22 protein-coding genes are annotated in these 23,262 nt (G+C 63.0%); 13 read left to right on the top strand and 9 right to left on the bottom strand.

Features of this window, described 5'->3' with window-relative positions:
• Positions 1 to 265: 265 nt before the first annotated feature.
• The 6 genes from JQ567_RS27110 (at position 266) to JQ567_RS27135 (ending at position 4,260) form a co-directional block, all read left to right on the top strand.
• A complete protein-coding gene (locus tag JQ567_RS27110) occupies positions 266 to 640 on the top strand; it encodes a hypothetical protein (protein WP_212441647.1) in 375 nt (124 codons plus the stop codon).
• A 13-nt stretch (positions 641 to 653) separates the two neighbouring features.
• The gene (locus JQ567_RS27115; RefSeq protein ID WP_212441648.1) at positions 654 to 1,043 is read left to right on the top strand and encodes a hypothetical protein; all 390 of its coding nucleotides are present in this window, start codon (positions 654 to 656) and stop codon (positions 1,041 to 1,043) included.
• A 176-nt stretch (positions 1,044 to 1,219) separates the two neighbouring features.
• On the top strand, positions 1,220 to 1,495 hold the full coding sequence (locus JQ567_RS27120; protein ID WP_212441649.1) for a YiaA/YiaB family inner membrane protein: 276 nt from the start codon (positions 1,220 to 1,222) through the stop codon (positions 1,493 to 1,495).
• Between the two features lie 244 nt (positions 1,496 to 1,739).
• Positions 1,740 to 2,777 (top strand): hypothetical protein, encoded by a 1,038-nt coding sequence (locus tag JQ567_RS27125; protein WP_212441650.1) that lies wholly within the window; start codon positions 1,740 to 1,742, stop codon positions 2,775 to 2,777.
• Positions 2,778 to 2,782: 5 nt separating this feature from the next.
• Positions 2,783 to 3,982 (top strand): hypothetical protein, encoded by a 1,200-nt coding sequence (locus JQ567_RS27130; RefSeq protein WP_212441715.1) that lies wholly within the window; start codon positions 2,783 to 2,785, stop codon positions 3,980 to 3,982.
• A 71-nt stretch (positions 3,983 to 4,053) separates the two neighbouring features.
• Entirely contained in the window at positions 4,054 to 4,260 is a 207-nt protein-coding gene (locus tag JQ567_RS27135; RefSeq protein WP_192740350.1) for a hypothetical protein, read from the top strand.
• Positions 4,261 to 4,350: 90 nt separating this feature from the next.
• On the opposite strand, the gene mddA is transcribed toward JQ567_RS27135, so the two are convergent.
• Positions 4,351 to 5,073, bottom strand: a complete 723-nt coding sequence (mddA, locus tag JQ567_RS27140; RefSeq protein WP_409363634.1) for a methanethiol S-methyltransferase — start codon at positions 5,071 to 5,073, stop codon at positions 4,351 to 4,353.
• Between the two features lie 105 nt (positions 5,074 to 5,178).
• Positions 5,179 to 5,511: a hypothetical protein gene (locus JQ567_RS27145; protein WP_212441651.1), complete on the bottom strand. Its 333-nt coding sequence runs from the start codon at positions 5,509 to 5,511 to the stop codon at positions 5,179 to 5,181.
• Positions 5,512 to 5,669: 158 nt separating this feature from the next.
• Here JQ567_RS27145 and JQ567_RS27150 point away from each other — a divergent pair, with 158 nt between their 5' ends.
• Entirely contained in the window at positions 5,670 to 7,316 is a 1,647-nt protein-coding gene (locus JQ567_RS27150) for a winged helix-turn-helix domain-containing tetratricopeptide repeat protein (RefSeq protein ID WP_212441652.1), read from the top strand.
• 20 nt (positions 7,317 to 7,336) lie between these two features.
• Here JQ567_RS27150 and JQ567_RS27155 read toward each other — a convergent pair whose 3' ends face one another.
• Together JQ567_RS27155 and JQ567_RS27160 are read right to left on the bottom strand one after the other, a co-directional pair.
• Complete coding sequence (locus JQ567_RS27155; protein ID WP_212441653.1) at positions 7,337 to 7,714, bottom strand: hypothetical protein; 378 nt, start codon at positions 7,712 to 7,714, stop codon at positions 7,337 to 7,339.
• A gap of 972 nt (positions 7,715 to 8,686) precedes the next feature.
• Positions 8,687 to 9,538, bottom strand: a complete 852-nt coding sequence (locus JQ567_RS27160; protein ID WP_212441654.1) for an SDR family oxidoreductase — start codon at positions 9,536 to 9,538, stop codon at positions 8,687 to 8,689.
• A 221-nt stretch (positions 9,539 to 9,759) separates the two neighbouring features.
• Here JQ567_RS27160 and JQ567_RS27165 point away from each other — a divergent pair, with 221 nt between their 5' ends.
• Entirely contained in the window at positions 9,760 to 11,256 is a 1,497-nt protein-coding gene (locus tag JQ567_RS27165; protein ID WP_212441655.1) for an aldehyde dehydrogenase family protein, read from the top strand.
• A 150-nt stretch (positions 11,257 to 11,406) separates the two neighbouring features.
• Here the strand turns inward: JQ567_RS27165 and JQ567_RS27170 are convergent, their stop codons facing one another.
• Positions 11,407 to 11,784, bottom strand: a complete 378-nt coding sequence (locus JQ567_RS27170; RefSeq protein ID WP_212262959.1) for a winged helix-turn-helix domain-containing protein — start codon at positions 11,782 to 11,784, stop codon at positions 11,407 to 11,409.
• 137 nt (positions 11,785 to 11,921) lie between these two features.
• Between JQ567_RS27170 and JQ567_RS27175 the strand changes: the two genes are divergently transcribed.
• The 3 genes from JQ567_RS27175 to JQ567_RS27190 all read left to right on the top strand — a co-directional run bounded on the left by JQ567_RS27175 (position 11,922) and on the right by JQ567_RS27190 (position 15,855).
• A complete protein-coding gene (locus JQ567_RS27175) occupies positions 11,922 to 13,049 on the top strand; it encodes an alkene reductase (protein WP_212441656.1) in 1,128 nt (375 codons plus the stop codon).
• A gap of 136 nt (positions 13,050 to 13,185) precedes the next feature.
• Positions 13,186 to 13,701, top strand: a complete 516-nt coding sequence (locus JQ567_RS27180) for a GFA family protein (protein ID WP_249165746.1) — start codon at positions 13,186 to 13,188, stop codon at positions 13,699 to 13,701.
• 489 nt (positions 13,702 to 14,190) lie between these two features.
• Entirely contained in the window at positions 14,191 to 15,855 is a 1,665-nt protein-coding gene (locus tag JQ567_RS27190; protein ID WP_212441658.1) for a thiamine pyrophosphate-binding protein, read from the top strand.
• Between the two features lie 120 nt (positions 15,856 to 15,975).
• On the opposite strand, the gene JQ567_RS27195 is transcribed toward JQ567_RS27190, so the two are convergent.
• Complete coding sequence (locus tag JQ567_RS27195) at positions 15,976 to 17,364, bottom strand: LLM class flavin-dependent oxidoreductase (RefSeq protein WP_212441659.1); 1,389 nt, start codon at positions 17,362 to 17,364, stop codon at positions 15,976 to 15,978.
• 198 nt (positions 17,365 to 17,562) lie between these two features.
• Between JQ567_RS27195 and JQ567_RS27200 the strand changes: the two genes are divergently transcribed.
• Positions 17,563 to 18,948, top strand: a complete 1,386-nt coding sequence (locus JQ567_RS27200) for a M20 family metallopeptidase (RefSeq protein ID WP_212441660.1) — start codon at positions 17,563 to 17,565, stop codon at positions 18,946 to 18,948.
• Positions 18,949 to 19,112: 164 nt separating this feature from the next.
• Positions 19,113 to 19,949 (top strand): IclR family transcriptional regulator, encoded by an 837-nt coding sequence (locus tag JQ567_RS27205; RefSeq protein WP_212441661.1) that lies wholly within the window; start codon positions 19,113 to 19,115, stop codon positions 19,947 to 19,949.
• Between the two features lie 114 nt (positions 19,950 to 20,063).
• Here the strand turns inward: JQ567_RS27205 and JQ567_RS27210 are convergent, their stop codons facing one another.
• The 3 genes from JQ567_RS27210 to JQ567_RS27220 form a co-directional block, all read right to left on the bottom strand.
• Positions 20,064 to 21,572: a tripartite tricarboxylate transporter permease gene (locus tag JQ567_RS27210; RefSeq protein ID WP_212441662.1), complete on the bottom strand. Its 1,509-nt coding sequence runs from the start codon at positions 21,570 to 21,572 to the stop codon at positions 20,064 to 20,066.
• Between the two features lie 7 nt (positions 21,573 to 21,579).
• Entirely contained in the window at positions 21,580 to 22,065 is a 486-nt protein-coding gene (locus JQ567_RS27215) for a tripartite tricarboxylate transporter TctB family protein (RefSeq protein ID WP_212441663.1), read from the bottom strand.
• 181 nt (positions 22,066 to 22,246) lie between these two features.
• Positions 22,247 to 23,212, bottom strand: coding sequence for a tripartite tricarboxylate transporter substrate binding protein (locus tag JQ567_RS27220; RefSeq protein ID WP_212441664.1), 966 nt, complete (start codon positions 23,210 to 23,212; stop codon positions 22,247 to 22,249).
• Positions 23,213 to 23,262: the final 50 nt, after the last annotated feature.

Raw genomic sequence — 23,262 nt, forward strand, 5'->3', positions numbered from 1 at the left:
CTGCTTGGACCGATGCCGCAGGACATGTCGGTGCCGTTCGGGCTCGGCGGAGCATTTTGTATGGGCCTGTGCTCGTTGCTTGCGCAGGATCGCCGTGCGCAGGTTTGATCCGTCCGGCGTCCGCCTTTCGCTTTGCGGGGCGTACAGGCGCTCGACCAGTGACGCTACCAGGCAAAGCAATTCAAAGGGAATGCTCATGCCTTCCACGCATCCCCCTGAAAGCGATGACGGCCGTGGGCATCCGGCGTCGCCGCGAAGAGCGCTCATGTTTGTGTTGCTGGGCCCCGTGTTCGGCGTCCTCCTGGCGTTTTACCTTGTGGGCGAGGGATACCGCGACCTCTACGGCGTCCCATTAGCGTTTTTCTTCACCCTGATGGTATGCATGATCAGCGGACCTGTTGATGGCATGCTGGCCCATGGCGTACCCGTTTGGTTGAGGGTGCCCACGATCGCCATCGTCGGTGCAGCCGCCTCTGTGGGAGTTGTCCTTGGGCTTGAGCTCTATGTGTCGAACCATCTGGGAAGAAGCATAGTGCTGCCGTCGCTGCATCGACTGATCGCGATCGCTGCCTTCGGCGCCTGCTGCACAGGCGTATGCTCCGTGCTGTCGCACGAATATGGCCGTAGCCATCTGCAATGAAGGGCTGACTTCAATGAATCGAACGCTGGTGTTCCTGCTATTGGGTCCGCTGTCGGTCGTCCTCACGACCTGGGTCGCGGTTGGAATGCCCTTTGAGAGCTTCGTCCTCTTCTTCGCGGTGCTGTTGATTCTTGTCACCTTTCCGGTATCGGCGATCGTGGGGGTCCTAGACGGACAGCTGGCTCGGGCGATCCCACTTCTGCTGAGAGCGCCCTTGACGGCGCTGGTCGGCACGACGGCGGCCATGGTGCTGCCGCGCGCGCTGCTTGGACCGATGCCGCAGGACATGTCGGTGCCGTTCGGGCTCGGCGGAGCATTTTGTATGGGCCTGTGCTCGTTGCTTGCGCACGACTATAACGCTCAAAAAACCCGGCCCGGCGACGTCAGCGGTTCCCGGTCGTGAATCATTTGAAATGGCCGCTCAATGTATCGTTTACCCTTGCGCAACCTGAGGGTGCTTTGATCATATCTCCTTAACTGGCGCGGGCGCAGGAGTCGGTGGCGGAGGTTCCGCAACGGGATTCACGTCACCGGGCCGGGACCGGTCCTTCATTTCAACCGCATCAGCAGGATGGCGCCATGAACCAGAATGTCCAACACCACAGCAACGCGTGGGTCACCTTCACCTACGTCTCGTTCGCGGCCTCGGCCTTCATGGTCGCCGTCGGCGTCTACTTCCTGCCCGTCGATCTCTGGATCAAGGGCTATCTAACGATGGGCATCCTGATGCTCGTGCAGTGCTGCATCACCCTGACCAAGACCGTGCGCGACATGCACGAAAGCGACCGGATGGTGAACCGTCTCGAAGACGCCAAGGCCGAGCGGCTGCTGATGGAAGTTTCCAAATCCACGTAATCGGTCCACGTAACCTGAGCGCCGTGGCTGGCGAAGGCAGACGGCGGGTGCCTCGGCATCCGCCGTTTGTCTGTCCGGCACGATGTCTGCCTCGATGTCTGCCTTGATGTCTTCCTTGCGGATTGTTTGACGCCGCGAACACATCGTTTACCCTCTCGCCACCGCAACGTGCGGCGCTCATGGCTCCTTAACGGGCTTGTTAATGGGCTTTGGCGCACAAACCGGTCGGGTGCGGGCAGGTGGCATGGCGTCTTTCTGGAGCGGCAATTCGGCGATCCGTCATGGTTTCGGGCAGCTCCGCGCTGCAGCCGGACGTCTGCCCGGCTACGCGGCGTTCTGGCTGAAGGCGTTCTCGCAGGAAACCATCGATCTCACCTTGCGCACCCATACCGGCCTGCAGACGCGGATCGTCGAAAGCCCCGGGCTTTCACTGTCGCAGCAAGACCTCGACGCACTGGTCGCAGATCTGCGCACCATCGCCGGCAAGACCCTGCCGGCCGGCAGCCTCACCTACGGCATCTTCTCCGGCGAACGCGAACGCCTGTCGCGCGCCATCGTCACGTTGATCCGCGAAGAAGCCACCGGTCGCCCGATCGCCTTCAACGCGCTGTCGGTGATGTCCGTCGAGCTCGACGGCGAGCCGCAGGAGGTCACCCATCTCGGCCTCGTGATGGTCGACCCCGACGTGCAGGGGCAGGGGCTGTCCTGGGTTCTGTACGGCCTGACCACGCTGGTGCTGTTCGCCCGCGACGGTTTTCGTCCCAAATGGATATCGAACGTCACGCAGGTGCCTTCCGTGTTCGGCATGGTCTGCGACACGTTTTCGGATGTGTACCCCGCGGCCGATGCCAGCGCGCGGCAGAGCTTTGCCCATCTGCAACTGGCGCGCGGCATCATGCGGCACCATCGCGCGGTGTTCGGCGTCGGCGACGAGGCCGGCTTCGACGAGGGGCGCTTCGTCATCACTGACGCCTATACCGGTGGATCGGACGCGCTCAAGAAGACCTACGACGTCGCGCCAAAGCATCGCGATGAGAGATACAACGCGTTCTGCCTGCGCGAACTCGATTACGCCAGGGGCGACGACGTGCTTCAGCTCGGCCGCGTCGATCTCGCCGGCGCGCGGCGTTATCTGCAGCGCGAGGTGCCGGCCGGCTCGATGCCGGCGCTGCTGGCGGCATCCGCCGTGCTGGCGCTGCAACGCCTGGTGCTGCCTGTGATGCACTGGATGGACGACACGCGCGCATTCGGCACCCTGCGGCCGCGAGGGAGCGGCCGATGAGCCCGATGTCATCAGGCGTGATCGCCGATTCCATCGTCAATCTCTGCGGCGCGCTCGGGCTTTGCGTCGCGATGTTCGCGCTCTACCGGCGCGATCCCAGGAGCCCACTGACCCTGCGCCTGCTCTTGCTGCTCGGCGTGGTCGCGCTGTTGTTCTTCACACGCGGCGTTGCATGGTGGACCGGCAGCGCGCTGCTTGATCGGCTGTCGCTTATTCCGGCAGCCCTGCTGCCGCTCGGCGCGCTCATTGTCACCGAAGGCATTTTGCGGCGTCACGCGCCGCGGGCGGCCAAGATCGCGGCATTGGCGGGCGCCGTCGTGATCGGTCTCGGCGGCGTGTTCGGGCTGGAGAGCTACACGAGGCCTTATGCGATCGCGCTGGCGATATTCCAGCTTGCGGGATTTGCCATTTGCGCGTGGCTGTTGGCGACGCGGGACCGTACCTCGCTGCTGGCTTCCGAAAACCGCAGCATCGGCCGGCTCGCGGCCGGCGCGCTGATCGTGATCCCCTTCATCGTCACGGATTATCAGGCGCTGGCGCCTTATATGCCGGTCCGGCTAGGTGCGCTCGGCGCGCTATTGGTCGTCACCGCCGTGCTGATCGCAGGCGGCGGCACCGAGACGCGGCGGCAGGGTATCCTGATGACGGCGCTGCGGCTGGTGAGTTCCGCATTGCTTGGTGCGGCAGCCGCTTGCGTGTCGCCGGATGTCGATGCCGCGCAAATCATGCGCTTTTGCGCGATCGCGATTGCGGGCGTGCTGACGATCGGCCTGATGACCGACACGTTGCGTGCGTTGTTCGAAGCCCAGGTGCCGGGTGTTTTGAATTCCGTGGCGGCGTCAAGTGCCCGTACCCGCGACGAATTGATCGCGGAACTGGCGCGCCATCCGATGTTCGAAAGCGCCCGGCGCCTTCGCGAAAGCGATCTTGCCGCCTACGATCCGCCATTGTTGCGGAACCTGCTGTCGACGCGCCGGGTGTTGCGCCGTCCCGAAGCGCCATGGGGCCTTGCCGCGGCGGATCCCGCGGTCGAACGGTTGATGTCGCTGATGAAGGCCGGCAATGCCACGCATGTGATTATTTTGTCGCACGAACCGGTCGATCTGCTGGTGCTGGCCGTTCCCGTCATTTCCGCCGATCCCGCCACCGAAACCGCGCTCGCGCTGGTGCGGCGCATCCTCGCATTGACGCCGGAAGCGGCGTGACGGCCGACATCTAAATGTGTTAGGTGCCTGACATCTTACGCGGCAAGCGTTCTTCATGACAGGTGCGGCTGATGGACAAGCAAGCGATGCGCGAGGAGGCCGAGCGCCTGATCCGCGAGACCATGGAAAAGAGAAACCTGACCATCAAGCAGGGCAATACGCGGATCGAGACGACTTGCGGCAAATGTGGCGCGCCAAACCGCCTGCAGGCCGAAAAGGGCGCCACCCGCGTCAAATTCGCCTGCAAGCAATGCGGCCACAAGCAAGAGACGCTTTGAGCGTCGTCGTTCTTCTCTGACAACGCGAACGGCCCGCCGGGCCATCGGCAGGCCGTTCCGACTGATGCATGGCGCGTTCGCTCGTCTGGCTCAGAACAGGCCCGGCAGCAGCATGGCGACCTGGTCGCGATATTTGCGATATTCGTCGCCGAAGAATGCGACCAGGTCGCGCTCTTCCAGCCAGATGCCGACGAAGATGTAGGCCGTCGTCACTGACGCGAACAGCAAGTGCCCCAGCGTCATGACAGGCGTTGACCAGAAGGCGATGATAAAGCCGAGATAGATCGGATGCCGGATCAGGCGATACAGCCCCGGCGTCCTGAACGCGATGGGCGCGGTCATGCGTCCGGCGAAATGCGCCACCACCTGCGTCAATCCGAACAGCTCGAAATGGCTGATCAGGAAGGTGCTGTAGAGCACGATAAGCCAGCCCATAAAGCCGATCGCGATCACGACGCCGGCGAAGACGGGCCCTTCGATGTTCCAGACCACCGCCGGCATCGGCTGCCATTGCCAGAACAGCAGGATCAGGCTGAGGCTGGCGAGCAGGACGTAGGTAGAGCGCTCGATCGCCGGTGAGGCGAAGCGCGCGAACAGTCTTTTGAAGCCCTGCCGCGCCATCCCGCTGTGCTGCACGGCGAAGATCGACATCAGGATCAGGTTGATCAGCAACGCCGTCGACAGCGAAGAGGTCGGGCCGGTGTTGATGGTCTTGGGGACGATCAGTCGCGAGACGAAGCCGACTGCGTACAGGAAAGTGCCGAGGAAAATCAGATAGGCGAAGCCGCCGTAACAGAGGGCGAGCATTCTCATCGCAAAGGAAGGGATGGCGGGAGGCATACCCGTTTGCATCGTAATCGACATCTTCAGTCTCCTCAAAATATGCAGTTGCTCGGAAATCGCTTCGTTCAAGCCGGTTCAGGCGGCGCGCTTGCGCTGCCTCGCTGCTGCCAGGACCTGGTCGATCGGGCCGCAGTAGATGCGCGTCTGGTCCGGTCGGCGTTGATCGAGCTTTCGCTGCGCGAATGACGCGGCCTCTCGCTCATGGTGGGCGATCGCGGCCGCCACCTGGCCATTGAGGAATCGCCTCAGGCGCGCGGCCAGGACGAGGATCTTCCTCAGCAGGGTTGGCGCCGTCGTGGACTGGAACGGCGCAAGCGCCCGCATTGCATGATGCTGGCCGCGTTGCCGTACGGCAACGGGCCGTCTGGCGGAATATCCGTAAGCGTGGAAATCAGACGAGCCGATCATGTGGCATCTCCGGTTGTATGATCATTGACCCGTCTGTAAATTGAGATGCGCCCTCACGCTTGGCGGACTCCTTCAGGAGACGTTGGTTTTTCCTCCGCCAGAGGTTGATTTCGATCTGCAACGCTGAGGATTGTGGCGTGGCCTCCGCCGAGGTGGTAATGAGATACCGATTTTCCAATTTCGAGATCGACCTTGGCCAACACGAGCTGCGCCGCGAGGGCGTGTCCGTCCACATCGAGCCTCAGGTCTTCGATGTCATCGTCCATCTGGTGCGCAACCATGACCGGGTCGTCAGCAAGGATGAGTTGATCGACACGGTCTGGAATGGCCGGGTGATCTCGGAAGCCGCGTTCTCCAGCCGCATCAATGGCGCCAGGCGCGTGCTTGGCGACAACGGAACGGATCAGCTTTTTATCAGGACGCTGCACCGGCGTGGCTTCCGGTTCGTCGGCGATGTTCAGGCGGTCGCAGCGTCGGATGCCGATGCGGTCCGGCTTGCGCCTGACGATACCGCTGCGGCGGGTGTCGTTCCCGCGCGGGTCTCGATTTCCACCGACGTGTCTCATCTCGACGATGTCGTCTCGGAAGCGGTGAAGGCGGAAGCCGTCACGCGATCGTCGATCGCGGTGCTGCCGTTTGGCAACATGTCGAATGACCCGGAGAACGACTATTTCAGCTACGGCTTGACCGAAGACATCATCCGCCTGCTGGCCCGCAATCGCTGGCTTTCCGTGATCTCGCGCCACTCCACGGTCGGATTCGGGGGGCGCGTGGTCGATGCCCGTGAGGTCGGTGCCCAGCTCGGCGTCAGTTATGTGATGTCCGGCAGCGTTCGCAAGAGTCGCGACGCGGTCAGGATCACGGCGGAACTGGCCCGGGCTGCGGACGGAAAACAGCTTTGGTCCGACAAATACGACCTTCAGCTCGAGAATATTTTCGATATCCAGGAGGAGATGGCGCGGCAGATCGCGGCCACGATTGAACCGGAGCTGTCGAAGGTGGAGCAGCAACTGGCTGCCCGCAAGGCGCCGGAAAGCCTGGATGCCTGGGATTGCTACCAGCGCGGCTTATGGAATCTATGGCGATTTACCACACCGGGGTTTGACCAGGCGGAGGCCTATTTTAGGCGCGCGCTCGAAGCCGATCCGGATTTCGCCCGCGGCCATGGCGCGCTCGCTTACGTCAATGTTCAGCGCTCGCTGTATGACGATCCCAGGGATCGCAAGGCGCGGCTGGAGACGGCGTTGCGCCAGGCGCGTGTCTCCGTGGCGCTCGACGACCTTGATTGTTTTTGTCACTGCGCCCTCGGCCGCGCGCTGTGCCTGACCCGTCAGAATGATGAAGCGCTGGCGGCGATCGACCTGTCGCTGGAACTCAATCCAAGCTTTGCGCAAGGATATTTTGCGCAAGGGTTCAATCTACTGTGGTACGGGCGGGAGATCGAAGCGGAAACGCTGCTCGATCGAGCGACCATGCTCAGTCCGCGCGACAGCCATCTATGGAGTTTCCACCACGTGCGCTCCTGGGCGCATTTCTCGCTCGGTGAATACGACATCGCCGTCGAGTTTGCCCGCAGGGCAACCCGGCAGCCCAATGCCACGTATCGGGCGTTTGCAACACTGGCGGCCTCGCTCGGCCGTCTCGGCGAGAAGGCGCAGGCCGAAGCGGTGGCCGCTGAACTGCTGCAACGCAAGCCGGGCTACAGAACGGATACCGCGCGGCAGGAACTCTTCTTCTGCAATGATCAGGGCTTCATCGACCGGTTCACCGCAGGCCTGCGTGTCGCCGGCATAACCGGCGGCTAAGGCAGTGGCGTCCGCCTTGATTATTTCACCCGCAACCTGAGCGGAATGATCTGCTTATCGGAGCAGGTCATGGTGCCGGTGTAGCCATCGGACAATGGTCCGCTGGCCGTGCATTCGGTGCCCGGCATCGACAATGTCGCGTTCAATTGCGACGAAGCCGAAATCTGCAGGCGCATTTCGCCCTTTTTCTCCACCGGGCCATCCTGGGTGCACAGCCCAATATGCTTCAGCACGAGCGGGCCACGGTAGTCCCTGATGCGGCCGGATGCCGTTTCCGTGACGGTGGCAGTCACTTCCCATTCCCCGAGAAAGCCGGAAGTGCCGCTCACCTCAAGCGCGCGCGCTGGCGACAGCGTCACCATGACGCCCAGCATGACAGCCAGACCGAATGCTTTCACAACCTGCTCCCGTGCGAGTTGGCCCGTCATGCTTACCACTTAAGGCTTGGTCAGGTAAGTGCGCGACGTCCCAACTCGTGATTCCGGGTTCTCGCTTCGCGAGCCCTCAGATGCGCAATTGCGCATCGGGGAATGACAGTTTAATTTGGATGTCCTCCTCCTCGTCATTGCGAGCCAACGGGTCGCGCGAATGCGCGCCCGATGACAGGCTCCGCGAAGCAATCCATACTTCCTCAGCGGCGCTATGGATTGCTTCGCTTCGCTCGCAATGACGGTTAAGTGCGACAAAACGACCCGACGGGCAAATCAATTCTGATTTACAGAAATGGCGTCAAGCCCCGAAACAAAAAATATTTCGCTTTTCCAGAAGCCAAATCAGGGGCATATATCTGCCCATCCCGTCCCACTCAGAAGGGCGTCGGCCGTCGTCACGGACGTTGGACGGGTTGCGGTGGACGCCGATGTTGCGAAGACGTAACGCGACAGAGGCGTACGGCGAAGTCGTGTGGTCCTGGCGCCCCGTTGCTGGCGTCAAGTTCCTGAGAAGCCAAACGCTGATCAGGGATGATGGTGGCAAGAAAGCCCGTTCACCAGGGAGAGCTCGATATAAGCCGTAAAGCCATTGCGCAGGGAAGGCCGGATGCTCTCCGCTGCCCTGTATGCTCGTGTGCACCTTGTTTTGTGCAAACCGCACACGAGACCGCGGGTGCAGCGCGCACCCGGTCTTCCCTGCGCCCTCTGTTTTCGAGGGCGGGAAATTTCTGGCAAAGCTCGGGCGCCATGCGTCGCGAGAATGCAAAAGTGCGTTTGGGTGATGGTGCAACGACAAACACTACCGTCGTCCCGGCCTTGAGCCGGGACCCATACGCCGCGGCTCATCGGTGAGAACGCAAGTGTCAAATACCTTCTGCAACAATGAGTATCACGCGGTATGGGTCCCGGCTCAAGGCCGGGACGACGGCGGAGGTCGCATTAACTGCCCTTCACAAACCGCGCAAACGCTTCCGCATAATCCTTGTGCCAGCGCGACAGCGCCGGGCGGTTTTCGACGATGTCGCCGGCGGCCCACAGCATGCGCCGTTCGTCGAGTTGCCGCGGCACGTCATTGTCAGGGCAGAGGATATAGAAGTCGCCGGCATCGATGCGTTCAATCATGAAGTCGATGGTCTGCTCGGGCGTCCAGGCGCCATCAGGTTTCTCGGTGCGGCCGCGGGAGGTGAGGGCGGTGAAGACGTGACCGGGGATCATCAGGTGCGCGCTGATCTGGCAGCCCTCGGTGTTGCGCAGCTCATGCTGCAACGCCTCGGTCAGCGCCTTCACGCCGGCTTTGGAGACATTGTAAGCGGGATTGCCGGGCGGCGTTGTAATGCCTTGCTTGGAGCCGGTGTTGATGATGAGCCCGGGCCGGCCGCGTTCGATCATGTGCGGCGCGAAAACCTGGGTGCCATGGATGATGCCCCAGAGGTTGACGTTCAGAATGCGCTGCCAGTTCTCCAGCGGCCCGAAGCTGTTACTGTCGGGGCCGATGCCGGCATTGTTCATCAGGATGTCGGTGCCGCCGAACCGTTTCTGGACCGCAGCTTCGAGCTTGGCGACGTCCTCAAACCGGCTGACATCGACCTCGGCGGTCATGACATCTGCGTCGCCACCCTTGGCGGCAGACGACAGTTTTGTGGCAGCCTCCACCAGCCGCGCGGCGCCGATATCGGCGATACAAACCTTCATGCCGAGGCCAGCGAACCGCATCGCGGCCGCAAGGCCGATGCCGGACGCGCCTCCGGTGATCACGGCGACATGATTGGTGGACATGGCAGGGTGGGGCATGCGGACTTCCTCCGGACACAAATCGGGTTAGACTACTTATCAGCGCTAATCTTCATCAGGACAATATCGACCATGCACGAACCGGCATGGCAGGTCTTCATTTCCCGTCCCGCTTCCGGAGGCTCGTTCCGCTTTACGGTTCGGCGCCAAACGATATAGTTATCCAGATATAACGATCTCACGCATCACAAGAACGGCTATCGATCCAAGGGAGTAAATACATGGCTGTATCACAGGCAATTCCGATCACGCGCCACCCCTATGCGGATGGTTCCTACAAGAAGATGCTGATCGACGGCCAATGGGTTGATGCGGCCTCCGGCAAGAAGTTCGAGACCCATAATCCCGCGACCGGCGAACTGCTCGCCACGGTGGCCGAGGGCGACGCCGAGGACATCAACCGCGCGGTGGCGGCAGCCCGCCGCGCCTTCGAGGGTCCGTGGAGCAAGGTCAAGCCGTTCGAACGGCAGAACCTGCTGCTGAAGCTCGCCGATCTCGTCGAGAAGAATTTCGAGGAGCTGTCGCAGCTCGATACGCTCGACATGGGCGCGCCGATCAGCCGCACCCGCGGCAACCGGCTGCGCGTGCTCGGCATGCTCAGGTACTATGCGGGCCAGGCGACCGCGCTCCATGGCGAGACCATCGAGAACTCGCTGCCCGGCGACATCTTCTCCTACACGCTGAAGGAGCCGGTCGGCGTCGTCGGTGCGATCATTCCCTGGAACGGCCCGCTCAGCGCCAGCGTCTGGAAGATCGGTCCGGCGATCGCGACCGGCTGCACCGTGATCCTGAAGCCGGCCGAGGAATCGCCGCTGACCTCGCTGCGGCTGGCCGAACTTTGCATGGAGGCCGGCATCCCGCCCGGCGTCGTCAACGTGGTGCCTGGGTATGGCGAGACCGCGGGCGCGGCACTGTCCTCGCATTCCGGCGTCGACAAGGTCGCCTTCACCGGCTCGCATGTGACCGGGCAGGCCATCGTCAGGGCCTCCGCCGGCAACCTCAAGCGCGTGTCGCTGGAGCTCGGCGGCAAATCGCCTGATATCGTGTTCGCCGACGCCGACCTCGATGCGGCGGTGCCGGGTGCGGCGATGGCGGTGTTCGCCAATTCCGGCCAGATCTGCAGCGCGGGGACGCGGCTGTTCGTCGAGCACAAGATCTATGACGAGTTCGTCGGCCGCGTCGCCGAATTCGGCAGGAAGCTGCAGGTCGGCAACGGCCTCGATCCGAATACCCAGATTGGACCCCTGGTGTCGGCGGAACAGATGAAGCGCGTCTCCGGCTATCTCTCGATCGGCCAGCAGGAAGGTGCCAAGGCGCTGACCGGCGGTGCGCCGCTGACCGAGGGCGCGCTGTCAAAGGGCTATTTCGTGGCGCCGACGGTGTTCGCCAACGTGCAGGACAATATGCGGATCGCGCAGGAGGAAATCTTCGGCCCGGTGATCTCGGCGATCTCGTTCAAGGACACCGACGAGCTGATCGCGCGCGCCAACGCCACCACGTTTGGATTGGGCAGCGGCGTCTGGACCACCAATGTCAGCAAGGCGCATCAAATTGCAAAATCGCTGCGCGCCGGCTCGGTCTGGGTCAATTGCTACCAGGCGATGGATCCGGCGGTGCCGTTCGGCGGCTACAAGATGAGCGGCTACGGCCGCGAGTCAGGCAAGCAGCACCTTGAGGAGTATCTCAACGTCAAGGCGGTCTGGATCAAGACGGGGTAGTGAAGATCGTCGTCGTCCCGGCGAAGGCCGGGACCCATACGCCGCGGCCTATCGGTGAGAGCGTCGGTGCTAGATGCCTTCTATAACAATGAGCGTCACGGAGTATGGGTCCCGGCTCAAGGCCGGGACGACGGCTGGAGCGAACTGCGCTCACCCCGCCCGCTTCTTCCGGCCGATCTCGCTGCGCAGGGCCTGCAATTCCTTGCGCGCCGCGCTCGCGGCGTTGCGTTCGATCTTGCGGTAGCGCTTGACCAGCGAGATGCCGAACGACGTCAGCACCGCGCCGCCGCCGTTCTTGCCGCCGGTCTGCCGTTCGACGGCGGCCTGCCGGCAGATGCGGTTGATCTCGTCGACCAGATCCCACGCCCGCTTGTACGACATCTCCATCGCGCGGCCGGCGGCCGAAATCGAGCCGCATGTGTGGATGTTCTCCAGCAGCTGGATCTTGCCCGGCCCGATCCGGGCGTTTGCATCCAGATCGATGCGAACGCTGAGCGAAGGAAGCGATTTGGCACTCGATTTCGGCATGAAATGCTTGCTCACTACATCGGTTCGAGCGGGCTACCGCTTCGCTTTCAAAACAAAAGCTGCTCCAGTCTTTTACGGGCAAGCGGAACCGGTTACATACTCGTATGAATACGGATAAGTTGGAGTTCCACACCGGCATGAATTACCCATCATTGTTTTCCCCGCTGCAGATCGGTCCCTACCAGCTCAAACATCGTCTCGCCCTGGCGCCGCTGACCCGGATGCGGGCGGAAAAGCCCAGCCTCGCGCCGCGGCCGCTGAACGCGGAATATTACGCCCAGCGCGCGACGCCGGGCGGATTGCTGATTGCGGAAGCCTCGCCCGTGATGGCGACGGGTTTTGGCAGTCCCGGCGTCCCCGGAATTTATACCGAGCAGCAGATCGCAGGTTGGCGAAAGGTCGTCGATGCCGTTCACGCCAAGGGTGGCGTGATCTTCCTGCAGCTCTGGCATGTCGGCCGCGTTTCGCATTCCTCGTTCCAACCCGGTGGCGTGCTGCCGGTGGCGCCTTCGGCGGTTGCGATCCCGCCCGATCTGAAGACCGGGACGGCCGACGGTAAAGCCGTGACCTACGAGACGCCGCGCGCGCTCGAGACATCCGAAATCCCTGGCGTGGTCGATGCCTACCGGCAGGCGGCGAAGAATGCGCTTGCCGCCGGCTTCGACGGCGTCGAGATCCATGGCGCCAACGGTTATCTGATCGAGCAGTTCCTGCAGTCGCACACCAATCTTCGCACCGATCAATATGGCGGCGGAATCGAAAACCGCACGCGCTTCCTCATGGAAGTGACAGAGGCCGTGGTCGAGGTCTGGGGCGCGAGCCGCGTCGGCGTGCGGTTGTCGCCGTACGGCATCGCCAATGGCAGCGGCGAGCCCGACCCGATGCCACTCTATACGCATGTCGTGCAATCGCTCAATCCGCTCGGGCTCGCCTATCTGCATTTCATCGAGCCGCGCTCCAGCGGCGCCGGCCGCGCCGAGGTCAACCATCAGAACGTGCCTGCGGCGATGGTGCTGTTCCGCCCCATCTGGAAAGGCGTGCTGATCACGGCCGGCGGCTTCACCGGCGAGACCGCAAATGCCGCGATCGCGGCCGGCCATGCCGACGCGATCGCGTTCGGACGGATATTCATCTCCAATCCGGATCTGCCGCGCCGCCTGCAACGCGGCTTCCCGCTGACGCCTTATAACCGCGCGACCTTCTATGGCGGCGATGTCGTCGGCTACACCGATTACCCCGCGCACGACGAGTTGGCGCAGGCGTGACCGTCATTGCGAGCGAGGCGACCTGTCCGCCGTAGCTCGAAGAGCGAAGGCGGAAGCAATCCACCTCGCCGCGTAAAGAAAGAATGGATTGCTTCGTCGCTTCGCTCCTCGCAATGACGAAATATGGGGACTTGATATGTTTCCCGAGCTCGACGCACCGGAAAAGAAAAAAGCAAAACCAGTGGCGGTGGGCAAACCCGCCGCCGGCCAATGCCTGTGCGGCAAAGTCTGCTTCGAGATCGACGTGCCGGCGCGCTGGGCCTGGCACGATCATACGCCGTCGAGCCGCCGCGCGCATGGCGCGGCCTACGCGACCTATGTCGGAAGCTGGCGCAAGCGCTTCCGCATCACCAAGGGCAAGACGTCAATCACGCGCTATGAAGACAAGGCGACCAGGACCGCGCGCAGCTTCTGCAGCAGTTGCGGCACGCCGATCGCCTATGAACGCCCGCGCTCGCCGCACATGGTCAACATTCCGCGCGCGCTGTTCACCGGCCGCACCGGCCGCCAGCCGCTCTACCACATCGCGATCGAGGAGCTGCAGGAGTGGGCCTACACCGGCGAGCCCTTGGTGCCGCTGAAAGGTTATCCGGGCGTGGTCTGGCAGCGCTCGAAAAAGAAAAAGCGGATTGATCGCGAGGGGATGTTCTGATCTGCAACGCTTCGCGCGATGCCGAGTCCAGTAACTCGGGGTGCGTCTTACGACTGATGTTCTAGAGGGCAAGATGTATGAAAAGTATACCTCCCATCCAATTGGTCCCCGAGCCGTTAACTGATGAGGCTCGAAACCTGCCAAAATTCAAATGGGCTTCCAAAGAAATCGGGACGCGGCATCGGCTTGGCGGCGAGCCGCAATTCCTCCAAAACGAACAATGGCCAGATTGTCCGGCCGGGCACGGAAGGATGACATTTTATGGCCAACTGGATTCCATAAATGACGACATCTGCATTGCTGACTGTGGCATGATTTACGTCTTCATGTGTTTCGATTGTTATGAAGCGACTTCGATAGTTCATTCAAATTGAGACCGGGGCACTGGCCGCGCAGGGCAGCTATGATCTGCCTCCATTGCGCGCCTCTCTCAAGTTTGGTCATCTGTCTTCACCCCGCAGGCCAACGAACCAGCGGGCAGGAGGGAATATGAAAAACAAGATCACCGGGCGCTCGGCCTTTCTCGCGCTGCTGAAGGACGAGGGCATCACGCATCTGTTCGGCAATCCGGGCACCACCGAACTGCCGATCATGCACGCCCTGAAGGATCATCCTGACCTCACCTATGTGATGGCGATGCAGGAGAGCCTGGTGGTCGCGATCGCCGACGGTTACAGCCGCGCCTCGGGCAAGCTTGTCGCCTGCAACGTCCACGTCGCGCCCGGGCTCGGCAACGCAATGGGCTCGCTGTTCAACGCGGCCTTCACCGGCACGCCGATGATCCTGACCGCGGGCCAGCAGGAGCAGGGCCACGGGCTGATGGAGCCGGTGCTGTATGGCCCGCTGGTGCAGATGGCGGAGCCGCTGGTGAAATGGGCCGTCGAGGTGACGCGGCTGGAGGATCTGCCGCGCATCGTGCGCCGCGCCGCCAAGATCGCGACCACGCCGCCGACCGGGCCGGTGTTCATCTCGCTGCCGGGCGACATCCTCAACGCCGAGGCCGGCATCGAGCTCGGCCGCTCCACCCGCGTCGATACCCGCGTCAAACCATCGGACGAAGCGCTGCAGGCGCTGGTCGCGCGCATCCTCAAAGCCGAGCGGCCGGTCATCATCACCGGCGACGAGATCGTCAAGAGCGACGCGCTGAAGGAAGCCGCGCAGTTCGCGGAGGCGCTGGGCGCGCCGGCCTATCAGTGTTCGACGCCCTACGGCGCGCACTTCCTGTCGGAAAGCCCGTGCTTCATGGGCGCGCTGTCGCGCCTGCAAAAGCAGGTTCGCGAAGTGCTGTCGCCGTACGACCTGATGATCGTGCTCGGCGCCGATCCGCTGCGGATGTCGGTCTACAGCGAAGTCGATCCGCTGCCCGATGGGCTTGGCATTGTGCAGATCGGCCTGGTCGACTGGGATCTCGCCAAGAACTACGGCGCCGAGATCGCGCTCAAGGCTGATGTGAAGGAAACCCTGCGCGCGCTGGTGCCGGCGCTGAAAGCGGCCGGTGGCGGCGCGCTTGAGACACGTGCGAAGCAGGGTGTGGCCGCGCTGGCGCCAAAGAACTGGACCGCGAAACGGAAGCCGCTGATCGAACAGATATCGAAGACCAGCACCAAATCGCCGATCGATCCGGACTGGCTGGCGCTGCAGGTGGTTGAGGCGATGCCGGACAACGCGATCCTGGTCGACGAAGGCCTGACGTCGTCGAGGCAAATCCTGGCGCTGCGGCCGCACCGCGACCGCTACGGCTATCACGCGCTGGCCTCGGGCGGCATCGGCTGGGGCCTGCCGGCTTCCGTCGGCGTCAGCCTCGCCAATCCGGAGCGCCCGGTGGTGTGCTATTCCGGCGACGGCAGCTCGATGTATTCGATCCAGTCGCTATGGACCGCGGCGAACCACAAGCTGCCGCTGACCTTCGTGATCGTCAACAATGGCGGCTACCGCATCATCAAGCAGCGCCTGCTCGCCTTCCACGGCGACGATCATTATGTCGGCATGGACTTCGTCGATCCGCCGGTGGATTTCACCGGGCTCGCCAAATCGCTCGGGCTGGAAGCGATGCGCGTCACCGATCCCGGCCAGTTGAAGTCCGTGCTGTCGTCAGCGATCGGCCGCCCCGGCACCAAGCTGATCGAGGTGATGGTGAGTAATTCGGTGAATTGATTGAATGCTGTCGTAGGGTGGGCAAAGGCGCACTTGCGCCGTGCCCACCATCTATCCAGATCTCGGTCTTCAATGGTGGGCACGCTTCGCTTTGCCCACCCTACGGACTACGGAGACGGTCTACTCCGCCGCCTTCACCCGCGCACCCGGCCGATACTGGCTCGCCGGATGCTGCGCCGTCAGCCTTGCGCGGCCCTCGCCGAACAGCTTCTCGCGCAGCGTGCCCTCGGCATACGCGCTCTTGTATCGCCCGCGACGCGTCAATTCCGGCACCAGCATGTCGGCGATATCCTCGAAATCGCCGGGCGAGGTCGCGAAGGCGACGTTGAGGCCGTCGACGTCGGTTTGCTCGAACCAGGCCTCGATATCGTCGGCGACCTTCTCGGGCGTGCCGACCACGACGGGCCCCGCGCCACCGATGCCGACATGCTCGACGACTTCGCGTACGGTCCAGACCCGGTCCGGATCGGCGCGGGTGACGTTGTCGAGCGCGGTGCGGCCGGCGTCGTTCTGGACGTGGCGGACCTGCTGATCGAGGTCGTAGCTGGAGAAATCGACGCCGGTCCAGCCCGACATCAGCGCCAGCGCGCCCTCGGGATTGATGTGCTTGCGATAGTCGGCGTATTTCGCCTTCGCCTCCGCCTCGGTGCGCCCGAGGATGATCGTCATCATGCTGAACATCAGGATCTCGGCCGGGTTGCGCCCGATCTCGCGTGCCAGGTCACGGATCGCCGCCACGCGCGGCCCGATGATCTTGGCCGACGGGCCCGACATGAACACGCATTCGGCGTGCCGGGCCGCGAACTGCCGGCCGCGCGGCGAGGTGCCGGCCTGGTACAGCACCGGCGTGCGCTGCGGCGACGGCTCGCTCAGATGAATCGCGTTGAGCCGGTAATGATTGCCCTCATGCGAGATGGGGTGCACCTTCGCAGGGTCGGCGAAGATGCCGCGCGCGCGGTCGCGCAGCACGGCTTCGTCCTCCCAGCTGCCTTCCCAGAGCTTGTAGACCAGCTCCATATATTCATCCGCAACATCGTAGCGGTCGTCATGCGCGGTCTGCTTGTCCTTGCCGGCGCCGCGCGCGGCGCTGTCGAGATAGCCGGTCACCACGTTCCAGCCGACCCGCCCTTCGGTGAGGTGGTCGAGCGTCGACATCCGCCTCGCGAACGGATAGGGCGGCTCGAACGACAGATTGCTGGTGACGCCGAAGCCGAGATGTTTCGTCACCGCCGCCATCGCGGGAATCAGCATCAAGGGTTCGTTCGCCGGGGTCTGCGTGGCGTTGCGCAGCGCCGCGTCGGGGCTGGAGCCGAACACGTCATAGACGCCGAGCACGTCGGCGAGAAACAAGCCGTCGAACCGCCCGCGTTCCAGCGTCTTGGCGAGATCCAGCCAATAGGGCAGGCGGTTATAGCCCAGGGTACGGTCGCGCGGATGGGTCCACAGCCCGGGCGATTGATGCGCCACGCAGTTCATGGCAAAGGCGTTGAGCCGGATCTGCTTCTTCATGATGGTGAGCCTTGGATGTTCCCGGGATACGCCCGTTGCTTCTGTCGGTCACCCGGTCGATGCCGGGTTGTTGGCCGAAATTGTTGCATTCCGGACGGCTTAGCAAGGCCATTTCGGTCGACTATTGCTACTTCCAGTAGACGGATTATCTGGCTACGTTGACGGGCCGATACGTTCACGAGCGCAAAAGGAAAGAGCATGGCAACGAGAGCCGACGCGATTGAAAATGTGCGTCAGCAGTTTCACTCCGGCGAATTTCTCGCCGAGCTCAACCGCCGGGTCGGTTTTCCTACACAGAGCCAGGAACCGTTGCCGGGCGATCCCTTGCGCGCCTATCTCGTCGAAGGACTGCAGCCTGCCTTTGAAGAGCTCGGGTTTTCGACCCGGCTGATCGAGTCGCCGATCGGCAAGGGCCCGTACCTGCTGGCAGACTATCGCGAGGATCCGTCGTTGTTGACGGTCCTCTCCTACGGCCATGGCGACGTCGTGGGTGGCATGGTCGGTGAATGGCGCGACAATCTCAATCCGTGGCAAACCACGACCAAGGGCGATCGCGTCTACGGCCGCGGCACCGCCGACAACAAGGGGCAGCACAGCATCAACATGGCGGCGTTGCGCGCCGTCCGCGAAGCCCGCGGCGGCAAGCTCGGGTTCAATGCCAAGTTCATCATCGAGACCAGCGAGGAGATCGGCTCGCCGGATCTGGCTGAGGTCTGCGAGTCGCTGCAGCAGGAACTTAAGGCCGACCTGTTGCTCGCTTCCGATGGTCCACGGCTTTCGGCGGATCGCCCCACCATCTTCCTCGGCTGCCGCGGCGGCGTGCGCATCCATCTCGACGTCAACCTGCGCGAAGGCGGCAATCATTCCGGCAATTGGGGCGGCCTGCTCGCCAACCCCGCGACCATCCTGGCCAACGCCATCGCCGCGCTGGTCGATCACCGGGGGCGGATGAAGCTCGACATCATGAAGCCGCCGCGCATCTCGAACCTGATCCGCGCAGCACTTGCCGATGTGGAGGTCGAGCCCACGGCGGATGAGCCGCAGGTCTCCGAGAATTGGGGCGAGGATGGCCTGTCGGCCGCCGAACGGGTCTATGCCTGGAACACGCTGGAAGTGCTGGCGATGTCATCGGGCAATATCGAGCAGCCGGCGAACGCCATCCCGGGGGTAGCTCGTGCCGTGCTGCAGCTTCGCTTCGTGGTCGGCACCGAATACGAAAAGGTCGTCGACGCTGTCAGGACCTATCTGCACGCCAATGGCTTTCCGATGGTTGATGTCAGCGGGCAGCAGAGGTTTGGCGCGTCGCGCACCGATTTGGATAGCCCCTGGGTCAACTGGGCGGCGAACTCGATCCGGCAGACCACCGGAAAGGCGCCGGCGATCCTGCCGAATATCGGCGGCTCGCTGCCCAACGGCGTCTTTGCCGAAGGGCTCGGTCTGCCGACGATCTGGATTCCGCATTCCTATCCCGGCTGCTCGCAGCACGCACCGGATGAACACATCCTCCTGCCGGTCACCGAGGAAGCGCTGGCCATCATGGCGGGCCTGTTCTGGGATCTGGGCGAGATGCCGCGTAAATCGTGATGCCGTTAATGGTTCGTGTGACGGAATAAGAACGATGCTGCGGCGCGAAAACGCCGTTTCACGCTATAAAATTTAGCTCCGCGTATCGTCAGGCGAAATAATGCTCTGTCGCGCGCGCGCCGCGCTCTCTAGGATCAGGGGAGCGCGATGCGGGGAAGGGCGGCATGAACGCGACGTCACCCAAGAAGAAGCCATCGCTGTCCGTCGCCGGGCAGCCGGCCAATTTCAACGCCATCCAGAAGGTCTGCGCGATCCTGCGCGTGCTGGCGCAGAACTCGCCGCTGCGGCTCACCGAGATCGCCGACGCCACCTCGCTGAACAAGGCGACGGCGCTGCGCATCCTCGGCTCGCTGATCGAGGAGGGTTTTGTCACCCGCGTGACCGGCGCAAAAACCTACGAGCTCGGCCAGGAGGCGCGGGTGATGGCGGTCAGCGCGCGCCGCACCGTCGACATCGCCGAACTGGCGCAGCCGAGCCTGCTGCGGCTTTCGGAGCGATCGGCCGATACCGCGCTGTTGTCGGTGCGCAGCGGCGTCGAGGCGCTGTATCTGGCGCGTTCCGTCGGCAGCCATCCGTTGCAGCCCAATTACCTGCAGATCGGCAGCCGCCGGCCGCTCGGCGTCGGCGCCGGCAGCCTTGCGCTGATGGTGTGGCTGCCGGATGCCGAGATCGACGCCATCATCGAAGTCATCATGCCGCGGCTGGCGAAATCGCCGCGCATCACATCGAAATATCTGCGCGAGCGGATCATAGCTGCCCGCAAGCATGGCCATACCGTGCAGATCGACGCCGCCCTTCCCGGCATGGGCGGGGTCGGCGTGCCGATCCGCGACGATGCCGGGCAGGTGATTGCGGCGCTGAGCGTCGGCGCCTCCAGCGACCGGATCAGGCGGCGCGAAACCGAGCTTGCGGAGATGCTGAAGAAGGAAGCGCTGATCCTGACACGGGCAATGGCGCAGCCGGCGAAACCGGGTGCGCTGAAGGTGATCAAGACGGGCTAGAGCGTTTTCGAGCGAAGTGGATACCGGTTCGCGTGAAGAAAACGCGTCAAAACTAGAGTCTAGAGATTCGGTTCTGATTCTATCAGAACCGAATGCTCTAGCGGGCTTGAGGGATCAAACCCCTTCATCCAGCGCGACCAGCTCGCGCTTCTTGCGCAGCGAGGGCAGTAGCGGTCCGACCAGCAGCACCACCGCAAGCGCCAGGCAGGTGGCCGAGATCGGCCGTGTCACGAAGGTCATCAGGTCGCCCTGGGAGAGGATCAGCGATTTGCGCAGGTTGTTCTCCAGCATCGGCCCGAGCACGAAGGCCAGCACCAGCGGCGCCGGCTCGTAGCCGAGCTTGCGCATGAAATAGCCGATCACGCCGAACGCGATCATGACGTAGACGTCGAACACGTTGTTGCTGGAGCAATAGACACCGATGATCGTGAACAGGACGATCAGCGGGAACAGGATGTTGTACGGCAGCTTCAGCAGCTGAACCCACATCCCGATCATCGGCAGATTGAGCACCAGCAGCATCACATTGCCGATATACATGCTGGCAACGATGCCCCAGAACAGGCCCGGGTTCTGGGTGATCAGCAACGGGCCGGGCTGCAGCCCGTGGATCACGAACGCCCCTAACAGTAATGCCATCACCACGTTCGGCGGGATGCCCAGCGTCATCAGCGGAATGAAGGCGCCGCCAGCCGCGGCATTGTTGGCGGCTTCGGGTCCCGCCACGCCTTCGATCGCGCCATTGCCAAAACGCTCCGGCGTTTTCGACAGCCGCTTCTCCAGCGCGTAGGACGCAAATGACGAGATCACAGCGCCGCCGCCCGGCAGGATGCCGAGGAAGAATCCGAGAACGGTTCCGCGTGCGACCGGCCCGGTGCTGACCTTCCAGTCTTCCTTGCTCGGAAACAGCTGCGTGATCTTGGCGTTGATGATGTCGCGCTTGATGGTCTGCTCGGTATTGAACAGCACCTCGGCGACGCCGAACAGGCCCATCACCACGGGGACGAGGCCGATGCCGTCGATCAATTCAATCCGGCCGAAAGTCAGGCGCGGCTGCGCCGTGATGCTGTCCAGCCCGACGAGGCCAAGCACGATGCCGATGCAGGCCATCAGCAGCGCTTTCGCCATCGATCCCTGCGTGAGGAAGGTCAGCACCACGAGGCCCAGCGCCATCAGGCTGAAATAGTCCGCCGGCCCGAACGCGATCGCGACACTGGCCAGCGACGGCGCCACCAGCATCAAGGCGATCAGCGCGAAGGTACCGGCGATGAAGGAGCCGAACGCAGAGATGCCGAGCGCCGGCCCGGCGCGACCTTGTTTCGCCATCTGGTGGCCGTCGATGCAGGTGACGACGGAAGCGGCTTCGCCCGGGATGTTGACCAGGATCGACGTGGTCGAGCCGCCATACATCGAGCCGTAGTAGATGCCGGCCATCATGATGATGCCGGATTCCGGCGTTCCCGACAGCGTGATCGGCAGCAACAGCGACATCGCCGAGATCGGCCCGATCCCCGGCAGCACGCCGACCAGCGTGCCGATGAAGACGCCGATGAAGCAATAGACCAGATTGACCGGCAACAGAGCGATGCCGAAACCGTGCGCGACGTTGATGAGCGTATCCATATCGCGGTCAACCGATTTCAAAGATGCCCGAAGGCAGCTGGATCAAAAGCAAACGTTTCAGAATCCACCACATGCCGAGCGGAGCGAGCACGGCAATCGGGATCGCCAGCGACCAGCGCACCGGATCGATCAGCCGCAACAGCAGCACCATCAACGGGATCGACGACAGCAGAAAGCCGAACGTATCAAGCGAGAAGGCAAATGCGGCGAGGCAGGCGATGACGATCAGCGGCTTGGTCCAGCGCGCATTCTCCCAGCGCGAACCGAAAGTCGGTCCGCCCTCGGTGAGCGACGCAATGATGATCGATGCCGCGAACAGGCACATCAGGATGCCGGTGTAGAACAGCACGTAGCCGGAGCCGGGATCGTTGATGGTGCCCAGTTTCAGCTTGAGCCCGGACCGGATGACGAAAAGGCCGAGCCCGAGCCCGATCAACCCACCCCACAATTCGGAATTGTTGAAGCGGAATTTGACGTTGCTGTTATTGCTCATGGATTGTTCTCTCAGCCGTTCCCCGGACGCTGCGCAGCACCATAAGCGCGTTTACGCGTGTCATCCACACGCGATGGTGATGCGCTGCAGAGCCGGGGTCCATCTTGCTGTGTTGTGGGTCCCGGCTCTGCGGGGCAGCGCTTCGCGCCGCACCGCGTCCGGGACACGAGGATTGTCTATTCTACTTCTTCGCCAGTCCCAGCGTTTCGATCACCTTGCGTTCGGAATCGGTGATCTCGGCGACGAATTTCTTGTAGTCCTCGGTGTTCTTGTAGTTCGGCACCATGTCGTATTTGGCAAGCGTCGCGATCACGGCGGGATCATCGAGCGCCTTCTTGAAGGCGTCGTGCAGCTTGGCGACGATCTTCGGATCCATGCCCTTCGGGCCCGCGATTCCGAACGGAGAATCATAGACCATGGGGTAGCCGAGCTCCTTCAGTGTCGGCACGTTGGGGAAATTCGGCGACCTCACCGAGGTCCACACCATCAGGAGACGTAGCTTGCCGGCATCGACCAAGGGGCGCCATCCGGTCGAATCCGCCTGCAGCATGGTGTGCTGGCCGAGCACCGCGGCGTTGGTTTCCGCGCCGCCCTTGAACGGCACCTGCGTCAGCTTGACGCCGGCCAGCGTTGCGATCTGTTCCATACCGATATGGAGCGACGTTCCGGCGCCCGGTGTCGCGTAGGTCACCTTGCCGGGATTTTGCTTGGCGAAGTCGACGACATCCTTCCAGGTCTTGAACGGCGATTCGGCACTGGTAGTGACGCCAAAGGTGTAGCCGGTGAGGTGAATGATGTAGCTGAAATCCTTGGCAGGATCCCACGACACCTCCTGCATCAGCGGCAGGCGGAAGACGGTGATCGGCAACTGCCCGATGGTGTAGCCATCCGGCTTGGCGGCCGCGGCCATGGTGGCCGGGCCGACCGTTCCGCTGCCGCCCGCCTTGTTGTCGATTGCGATCGGCTGGCCGAGAACCTTCGAGGCGCTTTCGGCGATTGCGCGCATCGTGAGGTCGGTCGATCCGCCCGCCGGCCACGGCACGATCAGGGTGATCGGCTTGGTGGGATATTCCTGCGCGCCCGCGGCAGCGGATATCAGCATGCCGACGGCGGCGACAGCGAACATCAAACGGCTTGGTCTCGACATCTCAAACTCTCCCTTGCAGCCCCGCTGGAAGCGAGGGCTCTTTGTTTCTC

The organism is Bradyrhizobium sp. AUGA SZCCT0431 (genome assembly GCF_018131065.1).
GTDB lineage: Bacteria > Pseudomonadota > Alphaproteobacteria > Rhizobiales > Xanthobacteraceae > Bradyrhizobium.